The sequence below is a fragment of the Eubacterium coprostanoligenes genome (genome assembly GCF_900167205.1).
Lineage (GTDB): Bacteria > Bacillota > Clostridia > Oscillospirales > Acutalibacteraceae > Eubacterium_R > Eubacterium_R coprostanoligenes.
The window spans coordinates 1-15,387 of the sequence record NZ_FUWW01000003.1 but is presented as its reverse complement, the minus strand read 5'-3'; the positions used below and the strand labels follow the sequence as shown (position 1 = coordinate 15,387).

At 37.8% G+C, this 15,387-nt stretch carries 16 protein-coding genes; 4 read left to right on the top strand and 12 right to left on the bottom strand.

Annotated features, from left to right (window positions below; genetic code table 11):
* Nucleotides 1-184 precede the first annotated feature (184 nt).
* Both B5D29_RS01620 and B5D29_RS01615 read right to left on the bottom strand, forming a co-directional pair.
* On the bottom strand, nt 185-376 hold the full coding sequence (locus tag B5D29_RS01620; RefSeq protein WP_078767833.1) for a hypothetical protein: 192 nt from the start codon (nt 374-376) through the stop codon (nt 185-187).
* Between the two features lie 41 nt (nt 377-417).
* Complete coding sequence (locus B5D29_RS01615) at nt 418-1,041, bottom strand: hypothetical protein (RefSeq protein ID WP_078767832.1); 624 nt, start codon at nt 1,039-1,041, stop codon at nt 418-420.
* Nucleotides 1,042-1,217: 176 nt separating this feature from the next.
* On the opposite strand from B5D29_RS01615, the gene B5D29_RS01610 reads away from it, so the two are divergent.
* A complete protein-coding gene (locus B5D29_RS01610) occupies nt 1,218-2,900 on the top strand; it encodes a DUF3048 domain-containing protein (RefSeq protein ID WP_159443372.1) in 1,683 nt (560 codons plus the stop codon).
* A 69-nt stretch (nt 2,901-2,969) separates the two neighbouring features.
* Here the strand turns inward: B5D29_RS01610 and B5D29_RS01605 are convergent, their stop codons facing one another.
* The 3 genes from B5D29_RS01605 to B5D29_RS01595 all read right to left on the bottom strand — a co-directional run bounded on the left by B5D29_RS01605 (nt 2,970) and on the right by B5D29_RS01595 (nt 5,371).
* Complete coding sequence (locus B5D29_RS01605) at nt 2,970-3,155, bottom strand: alpha/beta-type small acid-soluble spore protein (RefSeq protein ID WP_078767830.1); 186 nt, start codon at nt 3,153-3,155, stop codon at nt 2,970-2,972.
* A gap of 322 nt (nt 3,156-3,477) precedes the next feature.
* Complete coding sequence (locus B5D29_RS01600) at nt 3,478-4,194, bottom strand: OB-fold protein (RefSeq protein WP_423240861.1); 717 nt, start codon at nt 4,192-4,194, stop codon at nt 3,478-3,480.
* 160 nt (nt 4,195-4,354) lie between these two features.
* The gene (locus B5D29_RS01595; protein WP_078767829.1) at nt 4,355-5,371 is read right to left on the bottom strand and encodes a serine/threonine-protein kinase; all 1,017 of its coding nucleotides are present in this window, start codon (nt 5,369-5,371) and stop codon (nt 4,355-4,357) included.
* A 181-nt stretch (nt 5,372-5,552) separates the two neighbouring features.
* On the opposite strand from B5D29_RS01595, the gene B5D29_RS01590 reads away from it, so the two are divergent.
* Together B5D29_RS01590 and B5D29_RS01585 are read left to right on the top strand one after the other, a co-directional pair.
* Complete coding sequence (locus B5D29_RS01590) at nt 5,553-5,978, top strand: hypothetical protein (protein ID WP_078767828.1); 426 nt, start codon at nt 5,553-5,555, stop codon at nt 5,976-5,978.
* A gap of 70 nt (nt 5,979-6,048) precedes the next feature.
* The gene (locus tag B5D29_RS01585; protein WP_341465254.1) at nt 6,049-6,885 is read left to right on the top strand and encodes an AIM24 family protein; all 837 of its coding nucleotides are present in this window, start codon (nt 6,049-6,051) and stop codon (nt 6,883-6,885) included.
* Between the two features lie 344 nt (nt 6,886-7,229).
* Here B5D29_RS01585 and B5D29_RS01580 read toward each other — a convergent pair whose 3' ends face one another.
* The 5 genes from B5D29_RS01580 to B5D29_RS01560 all read right to left on the bottom strand — a co-directional run bounded on the left by B5D29_RS01580 (nt 7,230) and on the right by B5D29_RS01560 (nt 12,087).
* Complete coding sequence (locus B5D29_RS01580) at nt 7,230-7,514, bottom strand: hypothetical protein (protein WP_078767827.1); 285 nt, start codon at nt 7,512-7,514, stop codon at nt 7,230-7,232.
* A gap of 119 nt (nt 7,515-7,633) precedes the next feature.
* The gene (locus B5D29_RS01575; RefSeq protein WP_078767826.1) at nt 7,634-9,295 is read right to left on the bottom strand and encodes an alpha-glucosidase; all 1,662 of its coding nucleotides are present in this window, start codon (nt 9,293-9,295) and stop codon (nt 7,634-7,636) included.
* A gap of 18 nt (nt 9,296-9,313) precedes the next feature.
* Nucleotides 9,314-10,810, bottom strand: coding sequence for an MFS transporter (locus B5D29_RS01570; RefSeq protein WP_078767825.1), 1,497 nt, complete (start codon nt 10,808-10,810; stop codon nt 9,314-9,316).
* Nucleotides 10,811-11,031: 221 nt separating this feature from the next.
* On the bottom strand, nt 11,032-11,370 hold the full coding sequence (locus B5D29_RS01565) for a cupin domain-containing protein (RefSeq protein ID WP_078767824.1): 339 nt from the start codon (nt 11,368-11,370) through the stop codon (nt 11,032-11,034).
* A gap of 27 nt (nt 11,371-11,397) precedes the next feature.
* On the bottom strand, nt 11,398-12,087 hold the full coding sequence (locus tag B5D29_RS01560) for a 4Fe-4S dicluster domain-containing protein (RefSeq protein WP_078767823.1): 690 nt from the start codon (nt 12,085-12,087) through the stop codon (nt 11,398-11,400).
* 482 nt (nt 12,088-12,569) lie between these two features.
* Here B5D29_RS01560 and B5D29_RS01555 point away from each other — a divergent pair, with 482 nt between their 5' ends.
* Nucleotides 12,570-13,097: a hypothetical protein gene (locus B5D29_RS01555; RefSeq protein WP_078767822.1), complete on the top strand. Its 528-nt coding sequence runs from the start codon at nt 12,570-12,572 to the stop codon at nt 13,095-13,097.
* 204 nt (nt 13,098-13,301) lie between these two features.
* On the opposite strand, the gene B5D29_RS01545 is transcribed toward B5D29_RS01555, so the two are convergent.
* Both B5D29_RS01545 and B5D29_RS01540 read right to left on the bottom strand, forming a co-directional pair.
* Complete coding sequence (locus tag B5D29_RS01545; RefSeq protein WP_078767821.1) at nt 13,302-13,763, bottom strand: low molecular weight protein-tyrosine-phosphatase; 462 nt, start codon at nt 13,761-13,763, stop codon at nt 13,302-13,304.
* A 234-nt stretch (nt 13,764-13,997) separates the two neighbouring features.
* On the bottom strand, nt 13,998-15,038 hold the full coding sequence (locus tag B5D29_RS01540; protein WP_078767820.1) for an alcohol dehydrogenase: 1,041 nt from the start codon (nt 15,036-15,038) through the stop codon (nt 13,998-14,000).
* Nucleotides 15,039-15,387: the final 349 nt, after the last annotated feature.

Below are 15,387 nucleotides of genomic sequence, written 5' to 3'. Positions count from 1 at the left end.
AAGGAATATGACAACGCGAAGTGTTGACGGTAGGGTTTAAAAAATGCTGTAAGTATCGAACTTACAGCATTTTTGCGTTTTTCGTTTTTTGCTCAGTCGAGGTACCATCGTAGATCTTCCTTCGCAAGAAAACGAAATTCAGAAGCTTTCTTTATAATAACTTGCTAAAAAATATTATATATTTTTATAAATCATCTGCGTCTTGTATAGGTTCTTCCAAAACTCCGTCATAGTAGGTTTCTTTGGTTATGCCTGTGTACGAGCCGTTGTCGTCAAGCTGAACAACCTCGGGATGGAAGAATTTTCGCAAATCAATTATTTCTTTTGTGTTGCCCAAATCGTTATTTTCATAGCTTGGCTTTTTGCCTTTTTTCATAAAAAATCACCTCTGCATTATTTTTTGCAGAGGTGTTCATTTTATGCTTTTTCAACATCAACTTGAGCAATTTTATCAAGGAAATCTTTGGTCGTTACAACTTGCCCCATATCGAGAAAATCATCCATATTCATATTGAAATTGTTGATGTAGATTGGAGCGCCCGAATATTCAACATCGATGTGCAGTCTTTTTGCGTCTTCTTTTATTTGCTTCGGGTCAAACGAATTTGTGTCGTACTGTTTTTCAGCAAGCACTTCGTTGTTGCTGACATATTGCAAAATGATGTTTCGATTTGAGCGAGAAAGCGAAATATACCTTGTGTGTGCCTTTGAAAGAGTTTGTCCCATAGTTGTTTGTGCAACAGCTTTGCATGTGTCGCTGTGCAAAAAGAACTCGTTTAAAAAGATATGCTCAAGTGCGGTTGTGTCATCAGGCACAATGATTGCAAAAACATATTTGCTCACCTTTTTGCCGTATAATTTGAGCATAAATTCTTTAAAATAATACTGACATTCCGAAATTTTGCTTGCAAATTGATGATAAAACGGAATGTTCGGTATATCTTCTATTCCAGGCATATTAAATGCCACAAACTTATTTTCGTCTTTTTCTTTAACAAGAATATTTCTGTTTGTAATTAAGATTGGAATTGTTTTAGGCATAGCTTTGTCCTTTTTTGATTGATAAATATATTATATATCATTTTGTGCATTTTTTCAATAGTGCGTGTTGAGCGTGCATAATATATTAGCAAAGTGTTACAATTTAGTAATTTTTGTGGATATTTGCTGTTTTTGTGGTATAATTAATCTGTTATTCTATGAAAGGAACACTTTTTATGAACGATAACGAATTAGAAGAGATACTTAATGAGATAAAAAACAATAAATCACACAAAAAAGAATTGGATTCAGAAGGCTTTGAAGATATACTCAACAGTCTGCATTCCGATGATGTTCAAGAGCCTGAAAAGGTTGTTGAAAAACCTGTGAAAAAAGCAGAGGAAAATAGCGAAAAGCCAAAAGAGGTAAAAGCTGAAACTTCGTCAAAGCAAACAAAAGAGGAGTTTCATATTGTTTCAGAAAACCCTCAACAGGAATATGACGAGGATGATTTCAAACCTGCAAACGAAATTGCCGATTTGATTGAAGAAGAACCGAATCACAGCGAATATATTGAAGTCTCTGATGATGCGGTTGAGGATGTTCAAAAGACTGACGAACCTGAATATGAGGAAGAGTACGAGGAAGAATATCCTGAAGAAAATGCAGAAGCAGAATCATCACAGCAGGATGATAAGGATAATATTTATTTTCCCGAGATGGCAGAACAGGTTGACGAAAAAAAGCCAAAGAAAAAAGGCAAGACTATTGCTATTGTTCTTGTCGTTTTGGCACTTGTTGTTGCAATCGCAGTGGGTGTATATTTCTACTTCTTCAATGGCAACAAGCAGGATGAAGCTACAACTGCAACAAAAGCACAGGCAACAGAAGCTGTTTCCGAAACCTCACCTCTTGGACCTCAAAATCCGCTCACAGGCGAAGCAGGATATGACGAAAGCGCTCTTACACAACGACCTGTTGCCGTTGTTGTTGAAAACGAGTATTCAACTTCATCCGTAAGACCGCAGTGGGGACTTGCAGATGCAGATATAGTTCTTGAGGGCGAAAGCGAATTCTCAACAAGAATGTTGCTTTTCTGGGCAGATTACAACAAAGTTCCGGAGCAAGTAGGTCCGGCACGCTCTGCACGACCGCCGTTTATTCGCTTTTCACAGTTGTTCAACGCTGTGTTCATCCACGCAGGTCTTTCACATTCAAAGGATAATTATGTCGGCGCAGACGAAGTGTTTAAGAATGAAAATGTTGACCACATCAACCTTTTGAGCTTTTCGGAGTCAAGCTCATATTTCCACAGAGATAAGAGCAGAACAAGCACAATCGAGCACACAGGCTGTCTTATGGGTGCACACACTGCCGAGATGCTTCAAAAGTCAAAGATTAATTTGAAACTGAACGAAAGCAAGTTCACAAAACTTCAATTCAATGATGAGGCAAAGGCTTTGTCATCAAATACTGCAAACGAAGTTTCGTTCAAGTGGTCAAAGGGCTATTGTCCAAAACTCGGTAAGTACACATATGATGCTGAAAAGCATAAGTACACAACAACCGATTTTGACTCAAAGTACGGCACTTCGGGTGTTGAGTGGGAAAATTTGATTTTTTTGCTTGACGAAACCGAGTATATTGTTAAGCACAACTATAAGCACGCAGGCAACAGCGAAACTTATTGTAACTATAACTTGTCAGGCGGAAAGGGAATTGTTTGCTCCGAGGGCACTTGTGTTGAAATCACATGGGGCGTTAAGGACGGCAAACTTTGGATGAAGGACGCACAGGGCAATGAGGTAAAACTCAATCCGGGCAAGTCATACATCGGCTACGGTTCATCCAATCACGGTGGATATTACGAGGTTTCCGGCGCAACAACTGCCGATAGCTCCACAACAGATGAACAGTAAAATTTCAAATGATTATAAAACAAAAGGCTATGAACCGTTTTGATTCATAGCCTTTTTCTTCATCAACAATTATCTCATTGATTCTTCATAAGCCTTGATCATTTTCTTGACCATCTGACCGCCGACAGAACCGGCTTGCTTTGAAGTAAGGTCGCCGTTGTAGCCCTGCTTAAGGTTAACACCAACCTCGTTAGCAGCTTCCATCTTGAAGCGGTTGAGAGCGTCCTTAGCCTCTGGAACTGTGTTCTTTGCCATTGTGTATACACCTCTCTTTATCTTAATTTACAAGGGCGAAAATGATGTACACGAACGTATTGCGCCCCTGCAAATCATTTTGTTAACCGCTTGCAAAAATAGTTTGTGTATCGCAAACAAAAATACTAATGAAAATATTTGGCAATGTCAAATTTCAAAATTTTAATTTTTTCTTTGAGAATTTTACGGTAAACTTGAACCCGATCTCGGCTTCACCTAACATTTTTCAGGCAAAGACATTGCACATATTGCATTATAGAAATTTATTTTAAGATAAAGCTCGTTGCGTTTAATTCAAGCAAAACGATTGGCTTATAATCTATTATATTACAATAGCACGACAAATCTTTGATGTATACATATCAGCCTTACCACAGCATTCGCCAACAATTGTGAATTTATTTCCTTCAGAAACCTTCTTCAAATCATCCATATCTTCAAAGCAGATCTGCACATCGCAATCCCAGTCGAATGCATCTGCGTTTGATGGCTGGACAACAACATAATCATCAGCTATATAAGTGACTTCAGCTGTAAACTCTACTGTCTTACCCTTGTACTTATCATCGGCACTAACTTGATTATCCTTATATGCCTTTACAAAATCATTGATATTAACCTTTTCTGCATTGTCATAATCAGGAATAACAGCGAATTTGTCAGTAATTATACACTTGCGAACATCAACATCTCCGAAAATAGTTGTTTTGTCGCATACACCCTCGATTGTAATAGTGTCGCCAACCTTAAAATTCTTCAAGTCTTCATTGTTTTCCATATAGACATTAGCATTGTAGAGCCAATTATCATCGTCATATGAACGGATACAAGCATAACTATCTTGGATTGAGCCTACTTGACCTGTTATAGCGATTACTTGGTCTGAATATTTTTCAGAAGCAGTAGCAGGGTCATTGTTGAAGTCGTTGAGAATAGTATCAACCGTTACTTGTGCTACGGGATTATCAAAATCATAATCTTTTGGCTTGCTGCCAATAGCAACAGCAATAATGATGATAGCGATAATTACACCGAAGATAATTAATTTCTTTTTTTCTTCTTTTTCTTTTGGTCTTTCAATGCCTGATCAACAGCCATTTGAACTTCAGCTTCGTTTGCCATTTGCAAACCTCCTTTTTATTTGATGATTTTATTATACAACAATAAAAAAGAGATTTGGTGTGCTCACAGCACAACATTTAAGGATTTGCATCTGCTATAATACAGATAAAAGAAACGACAACAGATAAACAGGCAAAAGCAATTTGAATTAGGATTTTTTTAAACCTTGTTTTGTTTTTGATAAACTCAAATCTACTTGTCCAATTATAGTAATTCGTTAGTATTGGTACGGGTAAAGCAAAGGCAAAGAAAAAGAAACCGAAAGTAAGGATACTATCTTTAGCCGATATGCCGGTAAATAAAGAAAAGAGTAAAAAAACAAATAATGTTATGTAATACACAATGGAAATGATATAGTGCCACCATACCCCTTTCCTAAATCTGGGAATGGATTTAAAAAAGTGGTTAGCTTTATTTTTCTTCTCTATTGATTTGATTAAATCATCAATATCATCATATCTGTTTATTTCATCTATTTGAGTGCATTTTAACACAATTTCACTTAGCCAGCCGTTCGTAAGTTTAACACCCGGAAGCTGTTTAGTCTTCATATAGTTTATTAGCACACCAATAGAGTAAATATCTGATTTAGCCGTGGTTTGATGAAACCCAAATTGTTCAGGCGCTGTGAAGCCTTGTGTTCCTAATATTTCTGTATCAAAGCTTTGATTTCGTTTAACGGTTCTGCTTATTCCGAAATCAATAATCTTTACAGATCCATCAGAAGTAATCATAATATTATTTGGATTAATATCCCTATGTATTATACCAAGCTTGTGAATTTCTTTCAGCCCATTACAGATTTGCAGAGCAATATACTTTGTTTGCTCATCATCAAGACAGCCTATTGTATCAATATGGTCTTTTAAAGTGATTCCGTTTACATACTCTTCAACTACAAAGAAACAGCCGTCAATTGTAACAGTATCATAGAATTTAACTATATTGCTGCAATTAAGGTTAATCAATTTCTTGTACATGTCAGTATCGGATAAAGGAATTTCTTTAAGTACAAAAAGCTCTTCACCGTACTTTGCTATTTTTGTTTGGTCATTTAGATTTTTGATTATTTCATAATTCATTTTATTTCCCATAGCCTTTCCGACTGCAAATAGGTTTTTAAAAAATTTCTATCAGGAATTTTGTGTGCCCCAAATGTAGAACAATCGGCTTAATATGATTTTTCGCACTAAACTCCTTGATTTTACAATAAATATATTATATCATAATTATAGTGCTATGTGGTAGTCTCCCGGCACAATAAAGGAAGCCCTTATGAAAAAGACAACAGAAGAATTATTGGAAATTCTAAAGAACAAAAAATCAATACGCGATTACTTCAAGGAAGAAATAGATGAGCTTGTATTTTCATCACTTGCAGAATATTTGGAGCTACTGTTAAATGATAAGAAGCTCAAAAAGAGCGAAGTAATCAAAAAGAGCAATATTGATAAGAATTACGCATATCAAATCTTTAATGGCAATAAAGATAACCCATCCAGAGATAAAATGATTATGCTCGCTTTTGGAATGGGATTGAATGTATTAGAAACAAGAAAGCTTTTAAAAATCGCAAATTCTTCCGACTTATATGCCCGTAATCCACGAGACAGTGTATTTATCTATTGTCTTAACAAGGGTTCAAATCTAATAGAAGTCAATGAATTGTTAAGCGATTATAATTTAGAGCTATTGGAGTAATTATATTATATCACTATAATAATTATCAAGTCTATGACAATTTGAAAATACTAAAAAGAGGTAAAAGAATATGGGAATTAAAGTTAACAACTTGAGCAACTCAAATCGCAAGGTTGTGAATCAACTTGGTGCTTTCAGCGTAATTGAGTATGAAAAAGACTCTTCTGTAAATATCGGAAATGCACAAGTCGAGTATTTCATGGGAAAAATGGGCGTAAGAAGGCGTCAAGTGTTGGTTAATCTAAACAATAGTGCAGTTACCGTACAAGCAGGTTCAATGCAATGGATGGCAGGACCTATTCAAGCCGGTAGCGGTGTAAAAGGCGTTGGCGATTTGGTGTTGAAAAAGCTAAAGAGTTCGGTTACCAAAGAATCAACTGTTAAACCGATGTATAGTGGATCAGGACTATTAATGTTAGAGCCTACATATAAGTACATTCTTCTTTTGAATGTTGGCGAATGGGGACGAGGCGTTACTATTGAAGACGGAATGTTTCTTGCGTGTGATCAAAGCGTACAGCAGAAAATTGTTGTTCGTTCAAGTATTTCTTCTGCTGTTATGGGTGGAGAAGGATTGTTCAACCTAAGTCTTCAAGGAACAGGTGTAGCAGCCCTTGAAAGCAATGTTCCTATGGAAGAATTAATCGAGATTGAACTTGATAACGATACTCTTAAAGTTGATGGAAATCTTGTAGTTTGTTGGTCTTCTAATCTTGACTTCACAGTGGAGAGAACTACAAAAACATTAACAGGTTCTGCAATTAGCGGCGAAGGCTTCGTTAATGTATATCGTGGCACCGGTAAAGTTTTGATGTGTCCTGTTGCTCCAACAAAATCATTGTATGATTCTACAAGCAGTATGGCCGGAAAGGCAGCAGCTGTTAAGAGCAATACTTTTGGAAAGTAAAAGTTTTTTGATTATATATTAAAAAACATCAATTAGGAATGAACTTTTTGTTTTCTGTTTGATATATAAAGTGATATTGTATGAAAGCAAAGGCTTCACCCAACGTTTGTAAGGTGAAGCCTTTTTGAGTGTTGTAGAGCCTTTATTGACAGTGAATTTTGAATTTGTAAATAACTGTTTTTGGTTGTCATTTTTTAGGCTCTCTAAAATTAAATGAGTGAGTCTATTCTATTTCCTTCAACAGTTTTACTGCTAATTTGAAACCGATTTCAAATGCCTGGCATTCAATCAGCGAAGAGTATTCGGTAAAGCAATCAACATACTTTTCAAACACTTTCAAGTCATTATTTTTTGAGGGAAGAGGATAATGTTTCGTGATGTCGAGCGATAAGTTCAATCAACCTTTTCTCCTCATCGCTAATAATCTTATCTTCGTTAGGTCTGATATTTCCATACCATAGTTCTTGTAGTGTTGACATAAAATCACTCCCTTGCAGAACCACAACATACCACAAAGGAGTTTTAATGTCCAGATATTTTATCATAATAAACGATTTGGTTATTCCTTGATTATACAACTCTATGATTTCTTTCTCATATTGACTTATTTGTCTGTAACTTCTGGGCATAAAATATCCTCCTATGGTAGTTCCTTTTATTCTACCATAGGAGGTCTGTTTTTTCTATTGTCCATTTTTTACGGACTTGTTCACAATGAACAAGCCTATTTTTTATTGCTCAATTATTGTTATTCAAAGTAATACACTCTTGTTTCATATGGGCGGAGCATAAAGCCGTTGCCCTGAACAGTGGGATTATCGTAATTACAAAGCATAGGTGTTCCCTTTTCCAAATCAAAGCCCTTAGGTGCTTCAAATGGTACCCGTTCATCACTAAAGGAATTAATTACAAGCAATCGCTTGCCCTTATAATTCCTTTCATAAACATATAGCTTTGAGGAGCTTTTGTAATGCTCCTTGTAATCTCCGTAAATTGCCACCTCATTTTCACGCTTAAATCTGATTAACTTCTTATAGTGATTTAAGATTGAGTTTGGATTTTTCTCTTCATTTTCGGCGTTAATTTCGGTATAGTTTTTGTTTACGGGAAACCAGGGCTTGCCTGTTGTAAAGCCTGCGTTTTCCTCGGCATTCCACTGAACAGGTGTTCTTGAGTTATCTCTTGTTGACTTAACTGCCCACTGCCAGCATTTTTCCTCGTTAAGATGCACCTTGTTTCGTGCAACATTGTAATTATTCTTTACGAAGCAATCCTCGTATTCGTCGAGAGAATCAAGCTCGGTATTGAGCATACCTATTTCCTGCCCCTGATAAACAAAGGCTGTTCCCTGCTGAAGCATATACATATTGGCAAGCATTTTGCCTGACTCTGTTCTGTATTTTTCACTGCCGTAGCGCGATATAATGCGTGGGTGGTCATGATTTTCGATATAAAGGGTATTCCACGCTCTGCCGTTGATTTTTCTTTGCCAATCGGAAAAGGCTCTTTTCATTTTTCGCAAATCGAACTTCGTTTGAATATAATCAACCATAAAGCAATCTGCCTCGATATGCTGAAAATGAAACATTAAGTCAAGCTCCTTATGGCGTTCGTCAATATAATTGAGAGCCTTTGCAGGAGTCATCATAGGAGCTTCACCAACGGTAAAGCAGTCGTACATATCAGTTACCTTGCGGTATTCCTGAAGATACTGATGAATATTAGGTCCATCCATATAGTGCTCAATTCCGCAGGCAGCAGGAATAGGAAAGCCGTTTGGCAGACCCGGTCGCTTTGATATAAAGGTTATAACATCCTCACGGAAGCCGTCAACACCCATATCAAGCCAAAAGCGCATAATATCCTTAACCTCCTCCCTTACCTTTGGGTTATCGTGGTTAAGGTCCGGCTGCTTCTTGGCAAACACATGAAGATAGTATTCGCCCGATTTTTCGTCCTGCTCCCATGCACCGCCCTCAAAGCAAGAAAGCCAGTTATTCGGCGGACGCTTGCCGTTTTTCTTTCCCTTGCGCCAAATATAATAATTGTGATACGGAGATTTTGGATCCTTTGAATTAATAAACCACTGATGCTCGTCGGAGGTATGATTAACAACAAGGTCCATAATAACCTTAATTTCTCTCTTGTGAGCTTCGTCTAAAACTCTTTTGAAAAGGTCGAGGTCGCCGTATTCGGGATTTATATTTTTATAGTCGGCAATATCGTAGCCGTAGTCGGCATTGGGCGAGGGATAAAGAGGAGAAAACCATATACAGTTACAGCCTAAATCCTTTATGTAGTCAAGCTTTGAGAGAACGCCCTGCAAATCGCCTATGCCATCGCCGTTTCCGTCGCAGAAGGAGCGAGGCCAAATTTGATAAACAACTAATTCCTTGTACCAATCTTTCATAATAAATTATATATCCTTTCAGTCTTTTTGCCTGTTTTCAGCATAGGGTGATTCCCCTGACTCTGCCAAGCCGTTTCTGCGAGCGTTAAGGTCACTTTCCACAAGTGCTCTTTTTTCCTTTGTATAGTTAACAAACAGAAGCGGAATTATAAACAAAACGCTTGCAACAGCAGGAGTAAGAACTACAAGAGGCCAAATCCAGCTATCAAAGGCGGCTGTTTGAGTGCCTAAATAATTTGTCGCATTATCAATAGCCTTATATCCGAGAAGATGAAGTGCAAGGGTTGCAAGTCCCGATGTTATGCCGCTTGAAATCTTTGTAAAGGAGGTTTGCATAGAAAAGGTAATGCCCTCTGTTCTCTTGCCTGTTTTCCACTCCATATAGTCAATACTGTCGCAAAAGATTGATGTTTGCGCTATTGACGACGCACCCGACGGAATACTGCCTATGCCGATTATTATCATTGAAATCCACAGCCTTTTTCCCTCAAAGCCAACGAAAAATGCAATTGCTCTTGCAACGATATTAAACACCTGAATAAGTATAAGAACATTAACATATCCGCCAAGTCTTTTTTTCATCCAATCGGCAAACAACATTCCGATAAAGCCCGGCAAGCCTGTAATGATAAAGTAAATAGTTGTAAGTCCCAGCGCGCCGATAATTCCGTTTCCGAGAAAATCCGACGGAATTTCATATTTAAAGAAATATGTAACAAGGCTTATTCCGAAGCCGAAAGAGCCGAAAAGATTTGAAAGCGTTACAAGCAAAAGCATTTTGTTTTTGAACAAAAGCAGAAAGCTTTCACGCAGAGTTTCCTGCTGCTCATCCTTGTTGACGGCAATTCTTTCCCGGGCATATGAGCAGCGGTAGCTGAGCATTGAGCCGCCTAAGCCGAATATAATCGCAAACACCAAGGTAACAAGCGACATACTCATTCCCTTTGCATTGGCAATCATTTCAAGTGCCATAGGAATAACGGTACTGAAGGCGCTGTAAACCATACTGCCGATAGTTCTTGACCACTGAACAAATCTGTCTCTCTCGGAGGAATTAGGCGATACTGCAGCGGTAATTCCCCACACACTGACATCCTGAACGGTATATGCCAAATCCCAACAGATATACATTATGATGAAATACGATACCCGAAGCCAAAGCAAATTCTCGTTTGTGCTGAACACAAGAAACAGCAAAACGGTAAACACACCGACGGGAAGCGGCGTATATTTCAAAAACGGTCGCAGCTTTTCACCGCTTTTAAAGGTATGGCGGTCAATAAATGAGCCTACAACAGGGTCGTTAATACCGTCCCACACCTTCATAACAATAAGCAATACCGATACGGTTATTGCAGGAAACAGAGCAATATCCGTCATAAAATATGTAAAGAAGGAGCCGCCAATCAGCGAATAAACAAGATTTTGACCCGAAAGACCTGCAAGAAAATTTACAAGCTCTTTTTTAGAAACATACTTTTTTTCGGCATTTTTTTCAGATATACAATTTGCCATAGCTAAAACCTCCGTACAATCTATATTACGATTATACTATAATCATCATTAAAAATAAAGGTTTTTTAGGCATTTTTCACAAATAATAAAACCAATGTGAAAATCACGAAATGGGCATTTATTTCATCTAAGATCCCGACGGCTATCGGCTTGAAATTTTACCGTAAATACCACAACAACAAAACCGAGAGCGATTTAATCACTCTCGGTTATTTTATTGCCTATTCAAGTGGGAAAACTACTGTTAAAAGCATTTTGAAATCAGTTGGAGCATAGACTGCGTGTGGCTTTTTAGCGGGCATAACAATAGCTTCACCTGCGTTGCAGAGATACACATTTCCGTCAACAGTAAACTGTCCTGTTCCCTCTAAAACAGTAACCATTGCATCACCTGTTGAGTCGTGTGTGCCGATTTCCTCGCCCTGCGAAAAGGCAAACAGTGTTACGCTGACTGCACTGTTTTGCGCCAAGGTTTTGCTTACTACCTGTCCGGGCTGAACAGTCACTTGATTTGCCAAGGCAAATACTTCCTCGTGATTTACATTTTTTATAAATGCCATTGATTTATCCTCCTTATTACCGTTACCCTATGATAATATTTTTCCGTCTGATGAGATTGTTACGACCTGCCACGGAATGAATTTTCCGCTGCTTTGAAGTGCTGTTTTAACTGCGTGCTCGATACCTCCGCAGCAAGGCACCTCCATTCTAACAACCGTTACGCTCTTAATATTATTATTTGCAAGAATTGCAGTTAATTTATCTGCATAATCAACATCATCAAGCTTCGGGCAACCTATTAAGGTAATCTTGTTTTTGATGAAATCGTTGTGGAAATTGCCATAGGCATAAGCCGAGCAATCAGCGGCAACAAGGAGATTTGCACCGTCAAAATAAGGAGCGTTAACAGGCACAAGCTTAATCTGCACAGGCCATTGTGAAAGCTGACTTGATATCGAGACATCGGCATTATCCGTTTTCTTTTCGTGATTTATACTCATTGAGCGTGAACCGGGACAACCTGAATGTGCGTGTTGCTTTGTTTTTTGACTTGCTTTAACCGCCGCCTCATCATAAGCCGGAGCCTCTCGCATTTCAAACGAAATTGCGTCAACAGGACAGGCGGGCAGGCAATCTCCCAAGCCGTCGCAATAGTTCTCTCTTGTGAGAACGGCTTTGCCGTTTACCATTTCTATTGCACCCTCGTGGCAGGCAGATGCACAGGCACCGCAACCGTTACATTTTTCTTTATCTATCTTAATGATTTTTCTAATCATAGGTATCTTCCTTTCATAATTTAGTGAACTCATTGTACTATAAATCGTACTAAAAATCCACCGTTTTTCGATAAAAAACACGAGGTATGTTATGGAAAGAAAGCAATATAAAATAAGTATTATTCAGTACATAAATGCTTACAAAAAAGTAAATTTAATGAAAAATCACTCGACGATTTCACTTTTCTTTGCGTGAAACCTGATACCGTTACAACACGCCTCAACAGTAACATTTCGATAGTGTAAATTTTCAATCTTTACATTATTGTATATTACTTAAAATTTATTGTCAATTGTAGAAATAAAAGCGTTCGTTATGCCTTTTTTACTGTCAATCAATTCGCAATATTTTTCTTTTTTGGACTTGACTTTTAATAGTTAGTCTTTCTTACTTTTGCGAAAAATATGATGTTTTATTAACTTGATTAAAATATTGACATTTGCTATACTGAGTCTATATTAATTTAAATGAGGGTAAATATATGTTTGAAAAGTTTAGAAAACTCGGAAACAAAGGAATTTATCTTAGCATAGCATTCATTATAATATTGTTCGCAATAATTTGGGGAATATTGTCAATTAACACTGGAGAGAAAACACCTGTAGAAAGTCAACGAGTTTATGAAGAGATTATAAATTTAGGATATGAACCAATTGATACGACATCATTATATATTGAAGATGATTCAAATTTGCAAAAGAGTGTAACAATCGACAACAAAAAAATCCGTTTTGATTTCTTTGAATTTGATAATGACAATAGTGCAATTAATGTATATAACCATGCTTGTTCTCAAATGCACACTTATCAAAGTGGTGATATGATTGAACGAGATGAGGGTTATAATAACTATTCCATGTATTCCTTGAAGTCAAAAGGAGTATATTATATAACAATTCGAGTTGGAAATACCGCTCTATATGCTTATTGTGATGAAGATTATATGGGTGAATTAGGAAAGATATTATCAGAAATAGGTTATTCCGGAAATTCAGATAAAGATAAATAAGAATAACTTCGAGGCATATTTTTATATGCCTTCTTTTTTCAAGATAAATATATCAAAAACCTCAAAATTTATGCTTCTGCAATGAGTTTTGCATAGCTGTGAACTTTGCAAAAATGTTGAATTCTCTTTGCGTCACCGTTATATAAATCTATCATTGCCAAATGCAATTTGTTTATCATTTTGATACTTCCCTTTGAGTTCGTTTTATATTAAAGAATTCAGCAGTGCTTCGCAACCTTTGTGGATATCATTGTAGCATCTGTTAAAATCTCGTGTGTACCAAGGGTCGGACACATCGGCGGTGCTGTCGGTGTATTCCATAAGCTTGTGGATTTTGAATTGAGGGTCGCCGTCTAAAATACGCTTCATATTTCGAATATTTGCACTGTCCATACCGATGAACAAATCGTATTTGTCGTAGTCGCTTTTGGTTAACTGCACGGCACGCTTGCCGTCAGGGTTGATTCCGTGACTGTTGAGCACGGCTTTTGCCGGCGGATATACAGGATTGCCGATTCCGTTCCAAATCTCTTCCGTGCTTGTGGCACTTGAACAGATGACAAAATCATTTTGCAATCCTTTTTGTTTTACCATATCCTTTAGTATAAATTCTGCCATAGGCGAGCGACAAATGTTGCCGTGGCAAACGAACATTATTTTTTTCATCTTACACATATTTTTTGATTATTAGCAGTTATTCACCATAATGTTGATGATTTCATCGTTTGTTTTTTCATCTCTTTTTATGTACCCTTTTCATTTTTATGTCCTCCAAAAATGTTCATAAAAATGTTTCAACAGAACAGATGTATATTATAGCATATAAACAGTTTATACACAAATAGATTTTTTAATGTCTTTTTTGTTGTTTTAACACAAAATTAGTGTGTCTTTCGCAAATTATTTTTGGCAATCAACGGCAACCTTGATAACACCGTCTTTTTTGTTTTCAAAAAGGTCGTATGCTTCGTCAATTTTGCTCAACGGATATGTGTGGGTGATAAGAGGCTCTGTGTTGATTTTCCCTTGTGCGATAAGTTTAAGAGTTTCCTCACAGTCGCAACCGTCAACTCCGCCGATTTTGAAGGTCAGGTTTTTGCCGTACATATCAGGGAGGGGGAGAGCTTGTGTCTTGTCATATAACGCAACAACTGTCACAATTGCGTTTGGTCGAGCACATTCCCACGCCAAGCGGAATGTGGAGTCCGCACCTGCAACCTCAAGCACAACATCCGCACCGCCGTGTTCGCTGTTTGCCTGAACAAAATTCAGGCATTCGCTCGGCAAAACCGTGAGCACATCAGGATAATTTTCGTTGATGAATTTAATTCGGATTTCGTCTTTTTCGCAAATGATGATACGCTTCGGATTTTTCAACATTACGCAAAGCAATGTACAAATTCCCGTTGGTCCCGCGCCGATAATAAGCACCGTGTCATCTCCTGTGATTTCAGAAATTCGTGTTGCCCAAAATCCCGTTGCAAGCACATCACCAACAAACAAAGCCTGCCTGTCCGTGACGCTGTCGGGGATTTTGTTTAAGCCCCGGTCGGCAAACGGAACACGCACATATTCAGCCTGCCCGCCGTCTATTCTGCAACCGAGTGCCCAACCGCCGTTTTTGTCCGTGCAGTTGTTCACATATCCTTTTTTGCAGAAAAAGCACTCTCCGCAAAAGGTTTCAACATTCACGGTCACACGGTCACCCGGCTTAACGGTACTCACCGCACTGCCGACTTCCTCAACGATTCCGACCATTTCATGCCCAACAGTTATGCCGGGAACGGCACGAGGAACGCTTCCGTGTTTGATGTGCAGGTCGCTTGAACAAATGCTTGCAAGCGTCACCTTAACAATGGCATCTCTCTCGTGCATAAGCACAGGCTTCGGTTTTTCGGTCAATTCAAATTTTCCTTGTGAAACATAGGTGTATGTCTGCATTTTCATCATCGCTTTCAAATTTATTTCTGCTTAAATTATAGAATGTTTCTCTTATGATTTCAATATCAAAGGGGAGTAGCTTGTTATTAAAAAATAAAAATAGCCACAAAATTGGTAAGACAGATAGGCTTCGTTGACCCTAAAAAGGGTCTGCCCATTGGCTTCCAACAAAGTGGCTACATTGGTAATATATCATATTTAGTTTGTTTAGTCAATTTGCGTGATAGTGTCAATAAAAAAAGAGAATATCATTCTTGGTGATATAAAAATAACAGAAGTTAAAGACGGCGTTGTTGCCTCTGTTCCGCCAAAAGGCGGAATGGGCTCGCTCATAACAATAACATCTGCT

Coding starts and splice junctions, on each gene's coding strand:
- B5D29_RS01540 (WP_078767820.1), bottom strand. CDS start 15,038: ATGCAGACATACACCTATGTTTCACAAGGAAAATTTGAATTGACCGAA.
- B5D29_RS01545 (WP_078767821.1), bottom strand. CDS start 13,763: ATGAAAAAAATAATGTTCGTTTGCCACGGCAACATTTGTCGCTCGCCT.
- B5D29_RS01560 (WP_078767823.1), bottom strand. CDS start 12,087: ATGATTAGAAAAATCATTAAGATAGATAAAGAAAAATGTAACGGTTGC.
- B5D29_RS01565 (WP_078767824.1), bottom strand. CDS start 11,370: ATGGCATTTATAAAAAATGTAAATCACGAGGAAGTATTTGCCTTGGCA.
- B5D29_RS01570 (WP_078767825.1), bottom strand. CDS start 10,810: ATGGCAAATTGTATATCTGAAAAAAATGCCGAAAAAAAGTATGTTTCT.
- B5D29_RS01580 (WP_078767827.1), bottom strand. CDS start 7,514: ATGCCCAGAAGTTACAGACAAATAAGTCAATATGAGAAAGAAATCATA.
- B5D29_RS01605 (WP_078767830.1), bottom strand. CDS start 3,155: ATGGCAAAGAACACAGTTCCAGAGGCTAAGGACGCTCTCAACCGCTTC.
- B5D29_RS01555 (WP_078767822.1), top strand. CDS start 12,570: ATGTTTGAAAAGTTTAGAAAACTCGGAAACAAAGGAATTTATCTTAGC.
- B5D29_RS01575 (WP_078767826.1), bottom strand. CDS start 9,295: ATGAAAGATTGGTACAAGGAATTAGTTGTTTATCAAATTTGGCCTCGC.
- B5D29_RS01590 (WP_078767828.1), top strand. CDS start 5,553: ATGAAAAAGACAACAGAAGAATTATTGGAAATTCTAAAGAACAAAAAA.
- B5D29_RS01585 (WP_341465254.1), top strand. CDS start 6,049: ATGGGAATTAAAGTTAACAACTTGAGCAACTCAAATCGCAAGGTTGTG.
- B5D29_RS01620 (WP_078767833.1), bottom strand. CDS start 376: ATGAAAAAAGGCAAAAAGCCAAGCTATGAAAATAACGATTTGGGCAAC.
- B5D29_RS01610 (WP_159443372.1), top strand. CDS start 1,218: ATGAACGATAACGAATTAGAAGAGATACTTAATGAGATAAAAAACAAT.
- B5D29_RS01595 (WP_078767829.1), bottom strand. CDS start 5,371: ATGGGAAATAAAATGAATTATGAAATAATCAAAAATCTAAATGACCAA.
- B5D29_RS01615 (WP_078767832.1), bottom strand. CDS start 1,041: ATGCCTAAAACAATTCCAATCTTAATTACAAACAGAAATATTCTTGTT.